The following is a 16,292-nucleotide window of genomic DNA, read 5'->3' on the forward strand; positions in this document are numbered from 1 at the left end:
CCGCCCCGACGATCACAACGTCGAAGTCCATCGATTCGCGTTCGATCGTGCTCATGGCTGGCCCCCTCTGGCATCGCTGGATCGCGGATTCGTCCCGACATAGGGGTGTTCTCCCCCTTGCACAACACGCCATGACGTGCATTCCCCCCACGGCAGGCGCTTGCGTCGGCCCCGCGGCCGGGGCACGATGCCCCGGCATCTGATGACGCCCCCGCCCAAGGCCGGGGGCGTTTGCACACGAGGAAGCGATGGAAAAGATACCGATGACCCGCGCGGGCTTCGACCAGCTCGACGCCGAGCTGCGCGACCTCAAGGCGGTCGAGCGTCCCGCCGTGATCCGCGCCATCGCCGAGGCGCGCGAGCATGGCGATTTGTCCGAGAACGCCGAATATCACTCGGCGCGCGAAAAGCAGTCCTTCATCGAGGGCCGGATCAAGGAACTCGAGATGGTCATCTCGCGCGCCGAGGTGATCGATCCCGCCAAGCTGTCGGGCAGCGTCAAGTTCGGCGCGAAGGTGACCGTCGTGGACGAGGACAGTGACGAGGAAAAGACCTTCCAGCTGGTGGGCGAGCAGGAGGCGGACCTTGAGCGCGGGTTGCTGAACGTCCGCTCGCCGCTCGCCCGCGCGCTGATCGGCAAGGACGAGGGCGACAGCGTCGAGGTGACGACGCCCGGCGGCCAGAAGTCCTACGAGATCCTGTCGATCCGCTATGAGTGACCTTGCCGGACGGCTGCGCCGCATGACCGAAAGACGCGACCGGGCGGTTGTGGCTGGGCTCGTCGCCTCTGCCGCCTGGCTTCTGCTGGTGCTGCTGTTCTGGCTTCTGGGACCGGAAGGGGCGCCGGCTTCGGGGCTGGTGCGGCTGGCCTCGCTTCTGGGGGTGATCCTGCCTTTCGCGCTGATCTGGATGGCCGTGGGCCTTGCCGGCGCGATTGCCGATCTCAGGGCCGAGGCGATGCTGCTGCGGACCCGGCTGGACATGCTGCGCGGGGCCGGTCAGGACGCGCCTGCCCGCGCCGAACCCGAGCCGGGCCGCATGGTGTCCGCCCCGCCCGCCGGCGCGCGGCCGGCGGCCACAGCGCGGGCGCCCGCGGCTACCGCCCGTCCCGAGCCGCCCCGGCCTGCCCCGCCGGTGCGGGTGTCCCCGGTCGATCTGGTCACGGCGCTGAACTTTCCCGACGGGCCCGAAGATCACGAGGCCATCGCGGCCCTGCGCGCGGCGCTGGCCGATCCCGAGGCCGCCCGCATCATCCGCGCCGCGCAGGACGTGGTGACGCTGCTTGCGCAGCACGGGGTCTACACCGACGACCTGCCCGGCCCCGCGGCCTCGGCGGGGTTGTGGCGGCGCCTGATGGATGGCGAGCGCGGCCCGGCGCTTGCCGCCCTGGCAAGCGGAGATGGCGAGGTCGTCCAGATCACCGCCGGGCTGATGCAGGGAGACGAGGTTTTCCGCGACGCCGCCCAGCATTTCATCCGCCAGTATGACAAGGCGCTGGCGCGGGTCGCGGCCGAGCTGGAGGACGTCGGGCTGGAAGCGCTTGCCATCACCCGTTCGGGCCGGGCCTTCGGGCTGCTGGCGCAGGTGACGGGCAGGTTCGGCTGATGCCCGCGGCCTTGCGCCTGTCCTTGCACCGGCGCTAAAGCTGGCCGCCGCAAGGACAGGCGGATTTCCTTTCATGACGCAGACAGTTCGGCCCGTGGCGGCAGAGGGCGGCGCGCCCGCCCCTTCGGCGGCGCGGGCCGCCCGCATGGGCTTCCTGCAGGCGCTGCCCTTCCTGCTGGTGCTGGTGCCCTTCTCGATCCTGTTCGGGGTGGTCGCGACCGCCGCCGGCCTCGACATCGTGCAGACGGTGGGCTTTTCCATCGTGGTGCTGGCGGGGGCGTCGCAGTTCAGCGCCGTGCAACTCATGTCCGACCAGGCGCCGGTGCTGATCGTGCTGGCCTCGTCGCTGGCGATCAACCTGCGGATGGCGATGTATTCGGCATCGCTGACGCCCTGGATCGGCCGCGCGGCCGGCTGGCAGCGGGCGGTGATCGCCTATGTGCTGGTGGACCAGACCTACGGCATGGCGATCCAGCAGTTCGAGCGCCGCCCCGACCTGACCGTGGCCGAACGCGTCGCCTATGTCTTCGGCGCCTCGCCGGTCCTGTGCCTGCCCTGGATGCTGTTCACCTATGTGGGCGCCACGGCGGGGCAGATGATCCCGGCGGACTGGCCGCTGGATTTCGCGGTGCCGATCACCTTCCTTGCGATGATCGCGCCGATGCTGCGCACGCTCGCCCATGTCGCGGCGGCGCTGGTCGCGGTCCTGTCGGCGCTGGCGCTCTCGGGCCTGCCCTCCGGCACGGGCGTGCTGGTCGCGGGCGCGCTGGGCATGGCCGCGGGGGCGGCGGTCGAGACATGGCAGGTCCGCCGGGGGAAGAACTGATGCAGGGCTATTCCGACGCCACCATCTGGCTGGTGATCGTGGTGCTGGGGATCGGCACCTTCCTGCTGCGCTGGTCCTTCCTGAGCGTCGTCGGCGACCGCCCGGTGCCGGAATGGGCGCAGCGCATCCTGCGCTACACGGCGGTGTCCGTCCTGCCCGCAATGGTCGCGCCGCTGGTGCTATGGCCGGCCGCCACCGGCGGGCAGCTCGACCCGGTGCGCCTTGCGGCCGCAGCGGCGACGGTGGGCTTGGGCCTTCTCACCCGCAACACGCTCTGGGCGATCATCGCCGGCGGCGCGGTGCTGGCCTTGGGCACCTGGCTCGGCTGAAACCGCCTTTCGGCCTCGAATATCCGGGGACTTCCGAGCGCCCGGGAGAGGAGGCGGATCAGAAACCAGCCCTCAAGGCTGTTTTCCTGCCGGATGGTCCAGCGGGCTGTTTCCAGCGAGGAAGGCCACGGCAGTGGCCCGAAGGCGGGGGCAGCGCCCCCATCCTTACCGTGCCGTCCGCACCAGTTGCCCGTCCCGGTAGCCCTCGACCGAGCCATCCTTCTGCCGCAGCAGGACATTGTGGTTGTTGGCCGGATCGCCGTCCTGGTGCCGTTTCGACTGCACCCCCGGCAGGGTCAGGAACCATTCGCGCAGCTTGAGCGGGCTGAAGCCCGTGGGCGCCCCCTCGAAGCCGGGCACGTTGCGCAAGGCCTGTCCGCTGTTCACCGCGCAGTAGCTTTTCGGCGAGGCTCCCTGCGCCTCGACCGCGCGGATGGCGGCCTCGGCCACCTCGGGGCGGACGAAGACGGTGTCCTCGGCCACCCAGTAGGTCTCACGAGCGTGATAGTCGATGTAGAAGCGCTTGAAGTTGTCGGTGATCCCGTAAAGCACGTCGTTGCGTTCGGGGATCTGCGGGTGTTCCCAGCTTCCGGCGGGATCGTAGATGACCCGCTGGCTGCCGTTGATCATCAGGGCGGAATGGCCGCCCTCACCGCGCGGGATGCCGATGATCGTGAACAGCGTGATCGAGGGCGGCTCGCCCGACACGAAGCGGACGCGGCGCAGCGTGTCGTCGTCGGCCCAGCGCGGCTCGGCGCAGGCCGCCAAGGCGGCCGTCGCGGACAGCGCCAGGAAAGAGCGCCGGTGCATCGGCATCATCATCTCGGTCCCTCGAAGCCGCCGCCTTCGTTGGGCGGTCGGCGGATGGCGGTTTTCAGACGTTGGAAAGCGCCAGGAAGATCAGGATCGCGATGACGGCCACCGCGGACCAGGTCGCAAGACGGATGAAGCCGTTGAAGGTCCGCTCCTGCGTGGTGATGTTCATGGTGCCGTGGGTGTGATGACCCTCGGCGTGGCGGTCGGCGGAGTTCTGCGAATGCGTCGTGGCCATCTGTCTTCCGTTCTTCCCTGGTCGCGGCATGTCGGCGTATCGCTAGCCCAAAGCGCGGGCGCTGTCACGCCCTCCACAACACCCCGCCCAGCGCGTCGGTGCCGACGGGTTCCGCAAGGCCGCGCTTGTGCAGCGCGTTTAGATGCGCGACCGCCTCGGCCAGCGCCAGCCCGTATTCGCTGTCGCCGATCCGGCGGCCGAAGAGCAGGTCGAAGCAGCCCGCCGCCGTGCGCGGACCTTGGGCCAAGGCGGCCGCCAGCCGGCGCAGGGCCGATTCGTGGTTTTCCGCCAGTTGCTGCAGCCGCTGCGGCAGGCCGGTGAAGGGCAGCTTGTGGCCCGGCAGGACAAGGTGGCGCGGCTCGGCCAGGCCGGCGAAGCGGGCGCAACTGTCCAGCCAGTCGCCGACCGGATCGGCCCCCGGCTCGGTCGCGTAAACCCCGAGGTTGGGCGAGATGCCGGGCAGCAACTGGTCGCCGCCGATCACCAGATCGTCGCTGTCCGACCAGAGCGTCAGATGCTCGGCCGCATGGCCCTCGCCGGTCAGCACGGTCCAGTCGCGCCCGCCAAGGCGCAGGCGCTGGCCATCCCGCAGCCGGCGATAGCCCAAGGGCAGCGGGTGGACGACATCGGCGGTGTTCCACGGCCGTTCCCGCATCCGCTGGTCCAGCCGCGCCTCGTCCATGCCGGCGCGGCGCCAGAACTCCACCTGCTGCGGCACGGGGCTGTCCTGCACGTCAAGCGCCAGCATCCGCGCGAACAGCCAGGCCGTCCGGCTGGTCAGCAGTTCCGCCCCCTGGTCCATGAACCAGCCGGCCAGCCCGATGTGGTCGGGATGCTGATGCGTCGCCAGCACCCGCGCGACGGGCGCGCCCGCCAGCGGCCCGGCAAGCAGGGTCTGCCAGATGGTGCGGGCGCGTTTGGTGTCGAAGCCGGTGTCGACGATCGTCCAGCCGTCGGCATCGGCCAGGGCATAGGCATTGACGTGATCCAGCCGCATCGGCAACGGCAGCCGCATCCAGAACACGCCGGGCGCGACCTCGGTCGCCTCGCCTTCCGCCGGCGGCTCGGGCCAGGGGTGGCGGATGCCGTCGGCGGGCCGGGGCGCGGCCGTCATGCGACGCCGGCGAAGGCGGCGTCGGGGATGGCCTGCAGATCGGCGATGCCCGCCCGCGCCTCGGCCAGGTCGCCAGCGTTCCGGGGCAGGACGCGGGTGATGAAGATGCGCGCCAGAACCTTGCGCGATTCGTCGCCCTTGAGCGCGGCGATCAGGTGGAAATGCGCCCCCAGCACCCGGGCGAAGGCATTGAGATAGGGCATCGCCCCCGCCAGCCGGTCGGCTTGCCCCGATTCGATCAGCGCGGTCGTGGCGTCGCGCAGCGTCTCGGCCGCCTCCCACACGGCGCGGGCAAGGTCGGGGAGTTCGGCTTGCGCGGATTTGGCGCCGTCCAGCACCTCGTCGATCAGCCGGAAGGCGGTCTCGCCGCCGTCCATCATCTTCCGCAGCACGAGGTCGATGGCCTGGATGCCGTTGGTGCCTTCGTAGATGGGGGTGATGCGGACGTCGCGCAGATACTGGGCGGCGCCGGTTTCCTCGACATAACCCATGCCGCCATGGACCTGCACGCCCATGTCGGCCACGCGGCAGCCCACGTCGGTGCCATAGGCCTTGGCGATGGGGGTCAGGAAGGCCGCGCGGGCGGCGTAGTCGGCATCCCCCGTGGCCGCCGCCATGTCCAGCGCCTGCGCGCAGGCCAGGCCGATGGCGCGGGCGGCGAAGACCTCGGCGCGGGCGGTGGCCAGCATCCGGCGCACGTCCGGATGGGCGATGATCGGACCCATCTGGCCGCGGTCCGCCGCATAACCCGAGGCGTGCTGCAGCGCGGCCTCGGCCACCGCGACGCCCTGCATCCCCACGGCCAGCCGCGCCGAGTTCATCATCGTGAACATCGCGGCCATGCCCTTGTGCGCCTCGCCCACCAGCCAGCCCTGCGCGCCCTCGAAGCTCATCACGCAGGTGGGCGAGCCGTGGATGCCCATCTTGTGTTCCAGCGACACGACCTTGAGGCTGTTGGCGACGCCCGGCCTGCCGTTCTCGTCGGGGATGTGTTTCGGCACCATGAAGAGGCTGATGCCCCGCGTGCCCTTGCCCCCGTCTGGCAGGCGGGCCAGCACCAGGTGGCAGGTGTTCGCATTCACGTCGCTGTCGCCCCAGGTGATGAAGATCTTCTGCCCGGTGATGCGGTAGGTGCCGTCCCCGTCGGGTTCCGCCCGCGTGGAAAGGGCGCCCACGTCGGACCCCGCCTGCGGCTCGGTCAGGTTCATGGTGCCGTTCCATTCGCCCGAGATCAGCTTGGGCAGGTAGAGCGCCCTGATCTCGTCATCGGCGTGGTGCTGCAGGGCCTCGATCTGGCCCTGCGTCAGCAGCGGGTTCAGTTGCAGCGCAAGGTTTGCGCCCGCCATCATCTCGCCCACGGCGACGTTCAGGGTCTGCGGCAGGCCGGCGCCGCCGTATTCGGGATCGGCCGACAGCCCGATCCAGCCGCCCTCGGCGATGGCCGCCATTCCCTGGTCGAAGCCGGGCGAGGTCCGCACCGTGCCGTTTTCCAGCCGCGCGGGCGTCAGGTCGCCCTTGCGGTTCAGCGGCGCCAGCACCTCGGAGGCCATGCGCCCGGCCTCGCCCAGGATGGCGGCGACGGTGTCGGGGGTCGCTTCGGCGAAGCGCTCGGTCGCGGCGACGGGCGCCAGCGGCACCACGGATTCGAGGATGAAGGCGATGTCGCCGACGGGCGCGCGATAGGCCATGGAACTGTTTCCCCCCTTGCCACGCGAGGGCCGTTGCATTCCGGCCCGGCGCGCGTATCTGAACCGTTGCCGCAACCCTAGCCGTCGTCCGGCCGACCGCAACCCGCAACGAGGCGCGATGACCGGCCGTCCCACCCTGACCTTGCGTCCCGACCCCGAGGGCATCGCCCATGCGGCCCGGCTGCTGGCGGCGGGGGAAACCGTGGCGCTGCCGACCGAGACGGTCTACGGGCTGGCCGCCGATGCCCGGAACGGCCAGGCAGTGGCGCGCATCTACGCGGCCAAGGGGCGCCCGTCCTTCAACCCGCTGATCGTGCATCTGGCCGATGCCGGGGCGGCCCATGAGATCGGCGCCTTTGATGACGAGGCGCTGCGGCTGGCGCGGGCCTTCTGGCCCGGTCCCCTCACGCTGGTGGTGCCGCTGCGCCCCGGGGCGGGCATCCCGGGGATCGTGACCGCGGGGCTTGAGACGGTGGGCCTGCGGGTGCCTTCGCATCCGATCGGGCACGCGGTGCTGGCGGCTTTCGGCGGGCCGCTGGCGATCCCCTCGGCCAACCGCTCGGGCCGGATCAGCCCGACGGCGGCGGCGCATGTGCTGGACCCCGACACAGGGCTTCCGGGCCGGATCGCGGCGGTGGTGGACGGGGGGGCCTGTCCGGTCGGGGTCGAATCGACCATCGTCGGCTGGCGCGACGGCGCGGCCACCCTGCTGCGCCCTGGCGGGGTTCCGGCCGAAGCGATCGAGGCCGCGCTGGGCCATCCGCTGGCGCGCGGAACCGACCTTTCCGCCCCCGACGCGCCGGGGCAGCTTTCCAGCCACTACGCCCCCGCGGCGAGCGTCCGGCTTGGTGCGACCGACCGGCAGGACGGCGAGACGCTGATTGGCTTCGGCCCGGTCGCGGGCGACCTGACGCTGTCGGCCTCGGGCGATCTGACCGAGGCCGCGGCGCGACTGTTCGACATCCTGCGCGCCGCGGACCGGCTGGGCCGTCCCATCGCCGTGGCGCTCATCCCGGCCGAGGGGCTGGGGCTTGCCATCAACGACCGGCTGGCCCGCGCCGCGGCGCCGCGCTGACGGTTGCCGGAAAGCCGCCGTCCCCTTAGCTTCGCCCCATGACCGCCGAACCGACATGGAGAGGGACGACCCTCGACGCGGAAACCGCGCTGGCGCTGCTGGAATGGCAGCGCGAGATGGGCGTGGACGAGCCGATCCTCAATGCGCCGGTGGACCGCTATGCCGAGCCTGTCCGGCCCCCGGTGGCGCGTCCCGAGCCTGCCGCGCCGATGACCTCGGGTCAGGGGACGGGGGCGCTGCCGGGCCTCGAACGGGACGGTCAGGCCGGACAGGCGGCGGCCATGGCCGCCCGCGCCCGGACGCTGGCCGAACTGTCCGAGATCCAGAGCGGCTTCGAGGAGCTGGACATCCGCCGGGGCGCGCGGAACTTCGTCTTCTCGGACGGCAACCCCTCTGCCCGGGTGATGATCCTCGGCGAGGCGCCGGGCGAGGAGGAGGACCGGCAGGGCCGCCCCTTCGTGGGACGTTCCGGGCAGTTGCTCGACCGGATGTTCGAGGCGATCGGCCTGTCGCGGCAGGCGGCGGACGCGGAACGCGCGCTTTACATCACGAATGTCCTGCCCTGGCGGCCCCCCGGCAACCGCCGCCCCGAACAGGCCGAGATCGACGCGATGCTGCCCTTCGTCGCCCGCCATGTCGAACTGGCGGCACCGGATTTTCTTGTGCTGATGGGCAACGCGGCCTGCAAGGCGGCGCTGGGCCGGGACGGCATCCTGCGGCTGCGGGGGCATTGGACGGAAGCCTTCGGCCGGCCCGCCCTGCCGATGACCCATCCCGCCTATCTGCTGCGCAACCCCACAGCCAAGCGCGAGGCCTGGGCGGACCTGCTGTCGCTTTCCGCCCGGCTTCAGGCCGGATCGCAGCCCTGATATTCGACCGCGCCCTCGGGGCCGATCAGCGTCAGCCGCACCTGCGCGGGGTCCAGCGGAAAGGGGCGGGCGGCCGGCGGCACGAAATCCGCGACCGCCGTCAGCCGCCCGTCTTCCGCCGTCAGGTCGGGGGCCGACACCCAGACCTCGGGCGCGGCAAGCTCCAGCGCGGCGGCGGTGCCCGCGCCGGCAATGACTTCGACAGAGGCCGCGACCTGCACCCCGTCGGCGATCTCGGTCACGTCGCAGTTCAGCGCCGCCTCGACCGTCTCGGGCACCTGCGCCAGCGCCGCGATGATGCGGGGGTCCGGCAAGGGGGTGACGGGGGGAAGCGCCATCGACAGATGCGCGGGCACGCAGACGTTGAGGCAGAGGCCCAGCTCGACTCCGACCCTTCCGCCGACCGGCCGTCCCGGCGCGGCGGGCGTGATCTCGATCGGCAGCACCAGCGCGTCGTGATAGCCGAGCGTCCGCTCTCCGCCCGAATTGATCACCTCGGGGCGCGGCCAGTGCGGTGCGGCATGGCCGAGGTTCGTCGCCGCCGTCCAGTCGAACTGCGGCGGCACCCCGCTGTCGCCCGGGCTGCGCCAGTAGGTCTTCCACCCCGGCAAAAGCTCCAGCCGCAGGGCGGTCATCAGGCTGCCGGCCTCGGTGGTGTAGGGGGGCAGCAGCTCGGCCCCCGCCAGTCCCGGCGGCAGGCCGCCGGCCCATGCGGGGCCAAGGGCGAGAAAGGCGGCAAGGGGCAGGGCAAGGCGCGTCATGGAACCGACCTAGGGCGGACGGGGCCGGGGCGGAAGTCACATCTGCGCCACGGCGCCGTGCAATCTTGCGCGAGGGCCGCGGGATGCCGATGTTTCATCCGAAAGGAAGACCCATGACCCGTTCCGATGATTCCGCAGATTCCCGGGGACACCGGCCCGACAACCTGACCGGCAAGGTGCTGATCGCCATGCCGGGCATGACCGACCCGCGCTTTGCCCATTCCGTGGTGCTGATCTGCGCCCACGGCGACGAAGGCGCCATGGGCATCGTGTTGAACAAGCCCCTGCCCGGCATCGGATTCTCTGACCTGCTGGGACAGCTCGGCATCGACTCGAAGGGAACCGCCCCGGCTGTTCCCGTCCATTTCGGCGGCCCTGTGGAACCCGGACGCGGCTTTGTCCTGCATCCGCTGCCCGCGGACGACAGCGAGGACGAGGGGATGCTGCGGATCGGCGGGCTGCGGCTGGGGCTGACGACGACGCGCAACATCCTCGAGGACATCGCGAGCGGCAGGGGGCCGGACCGGGCGGTGCTGTCGCTGGGATATGCGGGCTGGGATGCGGGCCAGCTGGAAACCGAGATGATGGCGAACGGCTGGCTGACCGCCGAGGCCGGGGACGATCTGATCTTCGGCACCGACAACGCCCAGAAATGGCAGGCCGCGCTGAGGTCGCTGGGCGTCGATCCGCTGGCCCTGTCCACGGCCGCCGGGCACGCCTGAGAGGCCGCAGGGCCAAGGGCGGTGCCCCCGCTGTCCTTGCGGGCGACTGCCGCGGCCTTCCTTGCTGGAAACAATCCGCCGGTCTCATCCGGCAGGAAAACAGCCTTGAAGGCTGTTTTCTGATCCGCTTCCTGTCCGGGCGCCCGGAAACCCCGGGGGGCATTCGGGCCGGAAAGAAGCCTTGGCTTGCCGGACCAGCGCGGGTTTGCGATAGAGGCCCCACCCGCGATCCCGGAGGCCCGTTCATGACGTTCCGCGCCCGCCACCTGCTTGGCGTCGAACAGCTTTCGCCCGCCGAGATCACGACGCTTCTCGACCTTGCCGAAAGCTATGTCGCGCTGAACCGCCGCACGGTGAAGCACGGCGACGCGCTGGAGGGGCTGACCCAGATCAACCTGTTCTTCGAGGCGTCCACGCGCACCCAGTCGAGCTTCGAGCTTGCCGGCAAGCGGCTGGGCGCCGATGTGATGAACATGGCTGTGGCGCAGTCGTCCGTGAAGAAGGGCGAGACCCTGATCGACACCGCGCTGACGCTGAACGCGATGCAGCCCGACCTGCTGGTGGTCCGCCATCCCCATTCCGGCGCGGTCAATCTTCTGGCCGAAAAGGTGAACTGCGCCGTGCTGAACGCGGGCGACGGCCGGCACGAGCATCCGACGCAGGCGCTTCTGGACGCGCTGACGATCCGCCGCGCCAAGGGGCGGCTGCACCGGCTGACCGTCGCCATCTGCGGCGACATCGCGCACAGCCGCGTGGCGCGGTCGAACCTGATCCTGCTGGGCAAGATGGAGAACCGCGTGCGGCTGGTCGGTCCGGCGACGCTGATGCCGTCCGGCGTGGGCGAGCTTGGCTGCGAGGTCTGCGAGGACATGGCCGAAGGGCTGAAGGACGCAGATGTGGTCATGATGCTGCGGCTGCAGAAGGAGCGGATGGACGGCGGCTTCATCCCCTCGGAACGCGAGTATTTCCACCGCTGGGGGCTGGACGCGCCGAAGCTGGCACTGGCCAAGCCCGATGCCATCGTCATGCATCCCGGCCCGATGAACCGTGGCGTCGAGATCGACGGCACCATCGCCGACGACATCAACCGCAGCGTGATCCAGGACCAGGTCGAGATGGGCGTAGCCGTCCGCATGGCCGCCATGGACCTGCTGGCAAGGAACCTGCGCGCCGAGCGAGGGGCGAAGGCGGCGGGGGAGGGAACCTATGTCTGAGATCAAGATAGTCGATTTATCCCAAGACGAAGACCCGGCAGATTATCTTGCCGAAAGTAAGTCTCTGGTAGCAAGATTGGTGGCTCGCTTAGCAGAGCGAGGGTTAATCCCCACTACTCTGTCAGTTAGAGATTTCTTTGATGACTGCGGTGACTTTGAAATTGCGCTGTTTGATGGCGTGACAGCGTGGCTGCTAGACGAAGGCGTGATCCGCCAAACGGATGCAGCTATCGGAGACGACGAGGACGAACGGATTGTGTGGAAAACCCTCGTCTTAACGTCTTTCGGCTTTGGATCGCTGGACCGAAAGCTTGACGGTGGTTTGACGCTCGGTGAGGCAATGAAATCGGCTTCGTCGTCTAACCGCTCTGATCGCTCATGGTCTAGCGTAGGCGATCTGATCGGCGGCGTTCTCGGCGGATTCACTAAGTCGCTCGGATCAGGCTGACCAAGATGATCCTGCATTTCCAGAATGCCCGCCTGATCGACCCCGAGGCGCTGACGGATGAGCCGGGCAGTCTGACCGTTCAGGACAGCCTGATCGTCGCCGTGGACGACGACGCGCCGGAAGGCTCCACGGTTATCGACTGCGGCGGCAGATGCCTTGCGCCGGGGATCGTGGACTGGGGCGTCAAGATCGGAGAGCCGGGCGAGCGGCACAAGGAATCCATGCGCTCGGCGGCCTTGGCGGCGGCGGCGGGCGGAGTGACGACCATCGTCGCCCGGCCCGACACGCATCCGCCCATCGACGCACCCGAAGCGCTGGAGTTCGTGACCCGCCGGGCGTCCGAGCAGCCCGTCCGCATCCGCCACCAGGCGGCGCTGACGCGCGGACGCATGGGCGCCGAGATGGTCGAGATGGGGTTTCTGCAGGACGCGGGCGCCATCGCCTTCACCGATGGGGTGCGGGTGGTGGAAAGCACCCGGCTGCTGTCGCGGTGCATGACCTATGCCCGTGGCCTCAATGCCCTGATCGTGGGGCATCCGCAGGACGCGGGGCTGTCGCGCGGGGCTGTGGCGACCAGCGGCAAGTTTGCCTCGCTTTACGGGCTGCCCGCGGTCACGCCGCTGGCCGAGCGGATGGGGCTGGAACGCGACCTCGCGCTGGTGGAATCGACGGGGGTGCGCTGGCATGCCGACCAGATCACCACCGCCGCCGCGCTGGCGGTGCTGGACCGGGCGCGGGCGGCGGGGCTGGACGTGACGGCGGGGACCTCGATCCACCACCTGACGCTGAACGAGTTCGACGTGGGGGATTACCGGACCTTCTTCCGCCTGACCCCTCCGCTGCGGTCCGAGGACGACCGGTTGGCGCTGGTCGAGGCAGTGGCCGAAGGGCGCATCGACGTGATCGGGTCGTTCCACACGCCGCAGGACGAGGAGGCCAAGCGCCTGCCCTTCGAGGTCGCGGCACCGGGCGCAGTGGGGCTGGAAACCCTGCTGCCCGCCGCCATGCGGCTTTATCATGGGGGCGGCGTGGGGCTGGCGCAACTATGGCGGGCGATGTCGCTGAACCCGGCGCGTCGGCTGGGGCTGGAGGGCGGGCGGCTCGCCATCGGGGCGGCCGCCGATCTGGTGCTGTTCGATCCCGATGCGCCCTTCGTGCTTGACCGCTTCGCGTTGCGGTCCAAGTCGAAGAACACGCCTTTCGATGGCGCCCGGATGGAAGGGCGTGTGCTGGGAACATGGGTCGGCGGAAAGCGCGTCTTCGGGGGCGAGGATGCTTGAGCCGGTCGGAGCGGGGACAATGATCCTTGCCGCGGTTCTCGGCTATCTGCTGGGATCGGTGCCCTTCGGCGTCCTCATCACCCGGGCGCTGGGCTTGGGCGACCTGCGCAAGATCGGCTCGGGCAATATCGGCGCAACCAATGTGCTGCGAACGGGGAACAAGGGCGCGGCGCTGACGACCTTGCTGCTGGACAGCGGCAAGGGCGCGGTTGCGGTGCTGGTTGCCCGCTGGCTGGGGGGCGAGGACGCTGCGCTGGTCGCGGGGGCCGCGGCCTTCCTCGGGCATCTGTTTTCCGTTTTCCTCGGGTTCAAGGGCGGCAAGGGGGTTGCGACCTTCCTTGGGACCATGATTGCGCTTTTCTGGCCCGTCGGGCTGATGGCCTGCGGGCTGTGGTTGGCGACGGCGGCGATCACCCGCATCTCCTCGCTGTCGGCGCTGGTCGCGGCGACGGGGGCGCCGATCCTCGCGCTGGTCTTCGGCGCGCAGGGGCTGGCGCTGGCGGCGCTGTTCATGGCGCTGCTGATCTTCCTCAAGCACCGCGCCAACATCGCCAGGCTGGTCGCGGGGACCGAGCCGCGGATCGGTCAGCGCGGGTAGAGCGCGGCGTTTTCCGACCGGATGCGGATGCCCAGCACAGCCGCGTTGAGGGCCGAGAAGACCAGCGCCACCCAGCCGAGGCCAAGCACCAGCGGCGCCACCGCGATCTCGGCCACCACCAGCGTGTAGTTCGGATGGCGCAGGACGCGGAACGGGCCGCGCCGCACCAGCGGCTCGTCCAGCACGATGATGCGGGTGGTCCAGCGCGGGCCGAGGGTGCCGAGTATCCACAGCCGCAGCGCTTGCAGCAGCACGAAGATCGCCAGCCAGAAGGGCCTGACCGGCTCTCCCCAGCCCAGCAGCGCGATGGCGGCAAGCCAACTAGCGTGCAGGGCGACGATCAGGGGGTAATGCGCCGCGCCATGTTCCACCGCGCCGCGGGCCAGCAGGCGGGCGGTGTTGCGCCGGGCAAGGGCGAGTTCCGCCAATCGCTGGACGATCAGGAAGCCGATGAACAGCGCCGAGGGCCAGACTGCTTCAGACATCCAGCGGCAGCATCGACAGGGTGAAGCCGGGACCTAGCGCCGACAGCAGCAGCCGGCCCTGCGGCTGCCGCGCCAGCATCCGTTCCAGCACGAAAAGCACGGTGGGCGCGGACATGTTGCCGGCGTCGCGCAGGACCTCGCGTTCAAGGTCCAGCGTGCCGTCGGCCAGGTCCAGCGCGGTCTCGATGGCGGTGACGACCTTGGCCCCGCCGGGATGGCAGACAAGGCGGGTGACGGGCGCAGGCCCGAGGGCCGGACGCATCCCAGCGAAGGCCGCGCCGAGCTGATCGGTCGCGAAACCGGGGATCGAGCGGTCGAAGATCACCCCCAGGCCGATGTCATCGACGCCCCAGCCCATGATCTGCAGCGTGTCGGGCCACATGTGCTGCACGCCGCGACCAAGACGCGGCGCGGACCCGGCGGCGGGACCCGAGCCGAGGACCGCCGCCGCCGCGCCATCGCCGAACAAGGCGGTCGCGATGATGTCGGCCTTGTCCATCCGGTCCATGCGGAACAGCAGCGTGCAGGTTTCCACCGCGACCAGCAGCACCCGCGATCCGGGACGGGCTGCCGCCAAGTCCCGCGCGATGGACAGCCCCGAGACGCCGCCCGCGCAACCGAGGCCGAAGACCGGCACCCGCATCACGTCGGCGCGGAAGCCCATCTGCCGCGCCACCACGGCCTCGAGCGTCGGCGTAGCGACCCCGGTCGAGGAGATGGTGACGATGCCGTCGATCTGGTCCGCCCGCAGCCCGGCCGCGGCCAGCGCCTGCCCCGCGGCCTCGCGGAACAGGTCGGCGGCCCCTGAAAGATAGGCGTCGTTGCGCGCCTTCCAGCCATGCGGCTGACCGAACCAGTCGAGCGGCACGACCGAATGGCGCTTGTCGATGCCGGCGTTCTCGAAGGCCGAGACGATCCGTTCGAACTGCGGATAGCGCGGCGCCAGCAACTCGCGGGCGCGGGCGATCACCTCAATCTGCGGCAGGACATGGGGTGGCAGGGCCGTCGCCAGCCCCAGCAGCCCCACCTCGTCCTCGGTTCCACCCGCGGCGAGCCGGCGGTCAGTCCACGGAGCGGTCACGGGTTCGTCCTTTCACGAGGGGCGCGGTGCAGCCTGCGCCCGGACGCGGCCTTCCGTCAATCGCCCATCAGCGGGTGGGGACCGGCTCCCCGCTGCGATAGTCGTAGAAGCCGCGCCCCGTCTTGCGGCCGAGCCAGCCCGCCTCGACATATTTCACCAGCAGCGGGCAGGGGCGGTATTTCGTGTCCGCCAGCCCGTCGTGCAGCACGTTCATGATCGCAAGGCAGGTGTCGAGCCCGATGAAGTCCGCAAGCTCCAGTGGCCCCATCGGGTGATTCGCCCCCAGCTTCAGCGACTGGTCGATCGACCGGACGTTGCCGACGCCCTCGTACAGCACATAGACAGCCTCGTTGATCATGGGCACAAGGATGCGGTTCACGATGAATGCCGGGAAATCCTCGGCGCTGGCGGGGATCTTGCCCAGGTTCTCGACCACCCCGCAGAGGGTGCGGTAGGTCGGCTCGTCGGTGGCGATGCCGCGGATCAGTTCCACCAGCTGCATGACCGGCACGGGGTTCATGAAATGGAAGCCCATGAAGCGTTCCGGGCGGTCGGTCCGGGACGCCAGCCGGGTGATCGAGATCGACGAGGTGTTCGAGGTCAGGATCGTTTCGGGCTTAAGATGCGGGACGATCTGCTCGAAGATGCGGTTCTTGACGTCCTCGCGCTCGGTCGCGGCCTCGATCACCAGGTCGGTCTGGCCCAGTTCCTCGACATTCGGCGTGGTGCGGATGCGGGCCATGGCGGCGGCCTTGTCCTCGGCCGAGATCCTGCCGCGGCTGACCTGCCGTTCGAGGTTTCTGTCGATGAGGGCCACCGCCTTGGCCATCGCCTCGGCCGAGATGTCCGTCATCAGCACATCATAGCCCGAAAGCGCAAAGACATGGGCGATGCCATTGCCCATCTGCCCGGCGCCGATCACGCCCACCGATTGCACCGCCATGCCTGTTTCCCTTCGCTTTCCGGTTCCGGGGGACGATAGGTCGGCAGGCGGTGGCGGTTCAATGCGAAAACGCCGGACAAGAAAGAACCGCCCGGTTGCGGCCGGGCGGTTCGATCGATCGCCGGAGGATCAGAGCTTCTCGGTCAGTTCCGGCAGCACCGTGAAGATGTCGCCGACCAGTCCGTAGTCGGCGACCTGGAAGA

Annotated in this window: 19 protein-coding genes; 11 read left to right on the forward strand and 8 right to left on the reverse strand. The window is 69.9% G+C overall.

The features are described from left to right. Window positions 1-248 precede the first annotated feature (248 nt). From greA to Q4F04_RS10765, 4 genes are all read left to right on the forward strand, one after another. Complete coding sequence (greA, locus tag Q4F04_RS10750; protein WP_303369828.1) at window positions 249-719, forward strand: transcription elongation factor GreA; 471 nt, start codon at window positions 249-251, stop codon at window positions 717-719. A 22-nt stretch (window positions 720-741) separates the two neighbouring features. Further along, window positions 742-1,605, forward strand: coding sequence for a hypothetical protein (locus tag Q4F04_RS10755; protein ID WP_303369829.1), 864 nt, complete (start codon window positions 742-744; stop codon window positions 1,603-1,605). Window positions 1,606-1,678: 73 nt separating this feature from the next. Further along, window positions 1,679-2,431 (forward strand): AzlC family ABC transporter permease, encoded by a 753-nt coding sequence (locus Q4F04_RS10760; RefSeq protein WP_303369830.1) that lies wholly within the window; start codon window positions 1,679-1,681, stop codon window positions 2,429-2,431. Further along, window positions 2,431-2,760: an AzlD domain-containing protein gene (locus tag Q4F04_RS10765; RefSeq protein WP_303369831.1), complete on the forward strand. Its 330-nt coding sequence runs from the start codon at window positions 2,431-2,433 to the stop codon at window positions 2,758-2,760. Before Q4F04_RS10760 ends, Q4F04_RS10765 begins: the two co-directional genes overlap by 1 nt. A 165-nt stretch (window positions 2,761-2,925) precedes the next feature. Here Q4F04_RS10765 and Q4F04_RS10770 read toward each other — a convergent pair whose 3' ends face one another. From Q4F04_RS10770 to Q4F04_RS10785, 4 genes are all read right to left on the reverse strand, one after another. After that, entirely contained in the window at window positions 2,926-3,570 is a 645-nt protein-coding gene (locus Q4F04_RS10770) for a hypothetical protein (RefSeq protein WP_303369832.1), read from the reverse strand. A 64-nt stretch (window positions 3,571-3,634) separates the two neighbouring features. After that, a complete protein-coding gene (locus Q4F04_RS10775; RefSeq protein ID WP_303369833.1) occupies window positions 3,635-3,811 on the reverse strand; it encodes an aa3-type cytochrome c oxidase subunit IV in 177 nt (58 codons plus the stop codon). 64 nt (window positions 3,812-3,875) lie between these two features. Continuing rightward, window positions 3,876-4,925 (reverse strand): MBL fold metallo-hydrolase, encoded by a 1,050-nt coding sequence (locus Q4F04_RS10780; protein WP_303369834.1) that lies wholly within the window; start codon window positions 4,923-4,925, stop codon window positions 3,876-3,878. Beyond that, the gene (locus Q4F04_RS10785) at window positions 4,922-6,613 is read right to left on the reverse strand and encodes an acyl-CoA dehydrogenase (RefSeq protein ID WP_303369835.1); all 1,692 of its coding nucleotides are present in this window, start codon (window positions 6,611-6,613) and stop codon (window positions 4,922-4,924) included. The genes Q4F04_RS10780 and Q4F04_RS10785 overlap by 4 nt, the downstream gene beginning before the upstream one ends. A 118-nt stretch (window positions 6,614-6,731) precedes the next feature. Here Q4F04_RS10785 and Q4F04_RS10790 point away from each other — a divergent pair, with 118 nt between their 5' ends. Further along, a complete protein-coding gene (locus tag Q4F04_RS10790; RefSeq protein WP_303369836.1) occupies window positions 6,732-7,688 on the forward strand; it encodes an L-threonylcarbamoyladenylate synthase in 957 nt (318 codons plus the stop codon). A 38-nt stretch (window positions 7,689-7,726) separates the two neighbouring features. After that, a complete protein-coding gene (locus Q4F04_RS10795; protein WP_303369837.1) occupies window positions 7,727-8,557 on the forward strand; it encodes a uracil-DNA glycosylase in 831 nt (276 codons plus the stop codon). Here Q4F04_RS10795 and Q4F04_RS10800 read toward each other — a convergent pair. Then, window positions 8,536-9,318 carry a protein-disulfide reductase DsbD domain-containing protein gene (locus tag Q4F04_RS10800; RefSeq protein ID WP_303369838.1) on the reverse strand — a complete coding sequence of 261 codons (783 nt, stop codon included), beginning with the start codon at window positions 9,316-9,318 and terminating at the stop codon, window positions 8,536-8,538. The genes Q4F04_RS10795 and Q4F04_RS10800 overlap by 22 nt on opposite strands. A 113-nt stretch (window positions 9,319-9,431) precedes the next feature. On the opposite strand from Q4F04_RS10800, the gene Q4F04_RS10805 reads away from it, so the two are divergent. The 5 genes from Q4F04_RS10805 (at window position 9,432) to plsY (ending at window position 13,580) form a co-directional block, all read left to right on the forward strand. Then, a complete protein-coding gene (locus Q4F04_RS10805; RefSeq protein WP_303369839.1) occupies window positions 9,432-10,040 on the forward strand; it encodes a YqgE/AlgH family protein in 609 nt (202 codons plus the stop codon). A gap of 245 nt (window positions 10,041-10,285) precedes the next feature. Beyond that, entirely contained in the window at window positions 10,286-11,254 is a 969-nt protein-coding gene (locus Q4F04_RS10810; protein ID WP_303369840.1) for an aspartate carbamoyltransferase catalytic subunit, read from the forward strand. Continuing rightward, window positions 11,247-11,702 carry a hypothetical protein gene (locus Q4F04_RS10815; protein WP_303369841.1) on the forward strand — a complete coding sequence of 152 codons (456 nt, stop codon included), beginning with the start codon at window positions 11,247-11,249 and terminating at the stop codon, window positions 11,700-11,702. The genes Q4F04_RS10810 and Q4F04_RS10815 overlap by 8 nt, the downstream gene beginning before the upstream one ends. A gap of 5 nt (window positions 11,703-11,707) precedes the next feature. Next, complete coding sequence (gene pyrC / locus Q4F04_RS10820) at window positions 11,708-12,982, forward strand: dihydroorotase (protein ID WP_303369842.1); 1,275 nt, start codon at window positions 11,708-11,710, stop codon at window positions 12,980-12,982. Between the two features lie 19 nt (window positions 12,983-13,001). After that, a complete protein-coding gene (plsY, locus tag Q4F04_RS10825) occupies window positions 13,002-13,580 on the forward strand; it encodes a glycerol-3-phosphate 1-O-acyltransferase PlsY (RefSeq protein WP_303369843.1) in 579 nt (192 codons plus the stop codon). Here the strand turns inward: plsY and Q4F04_RS10830 are convergent. The 3 genes from Q4F04_RS10830 to Q4F04_RS10840 all read right to left on the reverse strand — a co-directional run bounded on the left by Q4F04_RS10830 (window position 13,568) and on the right by Q4F04_RS10840 (window position 16,089). Next, window positions 13,568-14,065 carry an isoprenylcysteine carboxyl methyltransferase family protein gene (locus Q4F04_RS10830; RefSeq protein ID WP_303369844.1) on the reverse strand — a complete coding sequence of 166 codons (498 nt, stop codon included), beginning with the start codon at window positions 14,063-14,065 and terminating at the stop codon, window positions 13,568-13,570. The two genes, plsY and Q4F04_RS10830, sit on opposite strands and share 13 nt — an antisense overlap. After that, window positions 14,058-15,146: a type III polyketide synthase gene (locus Q4F04_RS10835; protein WP_368660716.1), complete on the reverse strand. Its 1,089-nt coding sequence runs from the start codon at window positions 15,144-15,146 to the stop codon at window positions 14,058-14,060. The genes Q4F04_RS10830 and Q4F04_RS10835 overlap by 8 nt, the downstream gene beginning before the upstream one ends. A 67-nt stretch (window positions 15,147-15,213) precedes the next feature. Then, complete coding sequence (locus Q4F04_RS10840) at window positions 15,214-16,089, reverse strand: 3-hydroxybutyryl-CoA dehydrogenase (protein WP_303369845.1); 876 nt, start codon at window positions 16,087-16,089, stop codon at window positions 15,214-15,216. Window positions 16,090-16,292: the final 203 nt, after the last annotated feature.

Origin of the sequence: Paracoccus sp. (in: a-proteobacteria), from assembly GCF_030536915.1 — a bacterium.
Classification (GTDB): domain Bacteria; phylum Pseudomonadota; class Alphaproteobacteria; order Rhodobacterales; family Rhodobacteraceae; genus Paracoccus.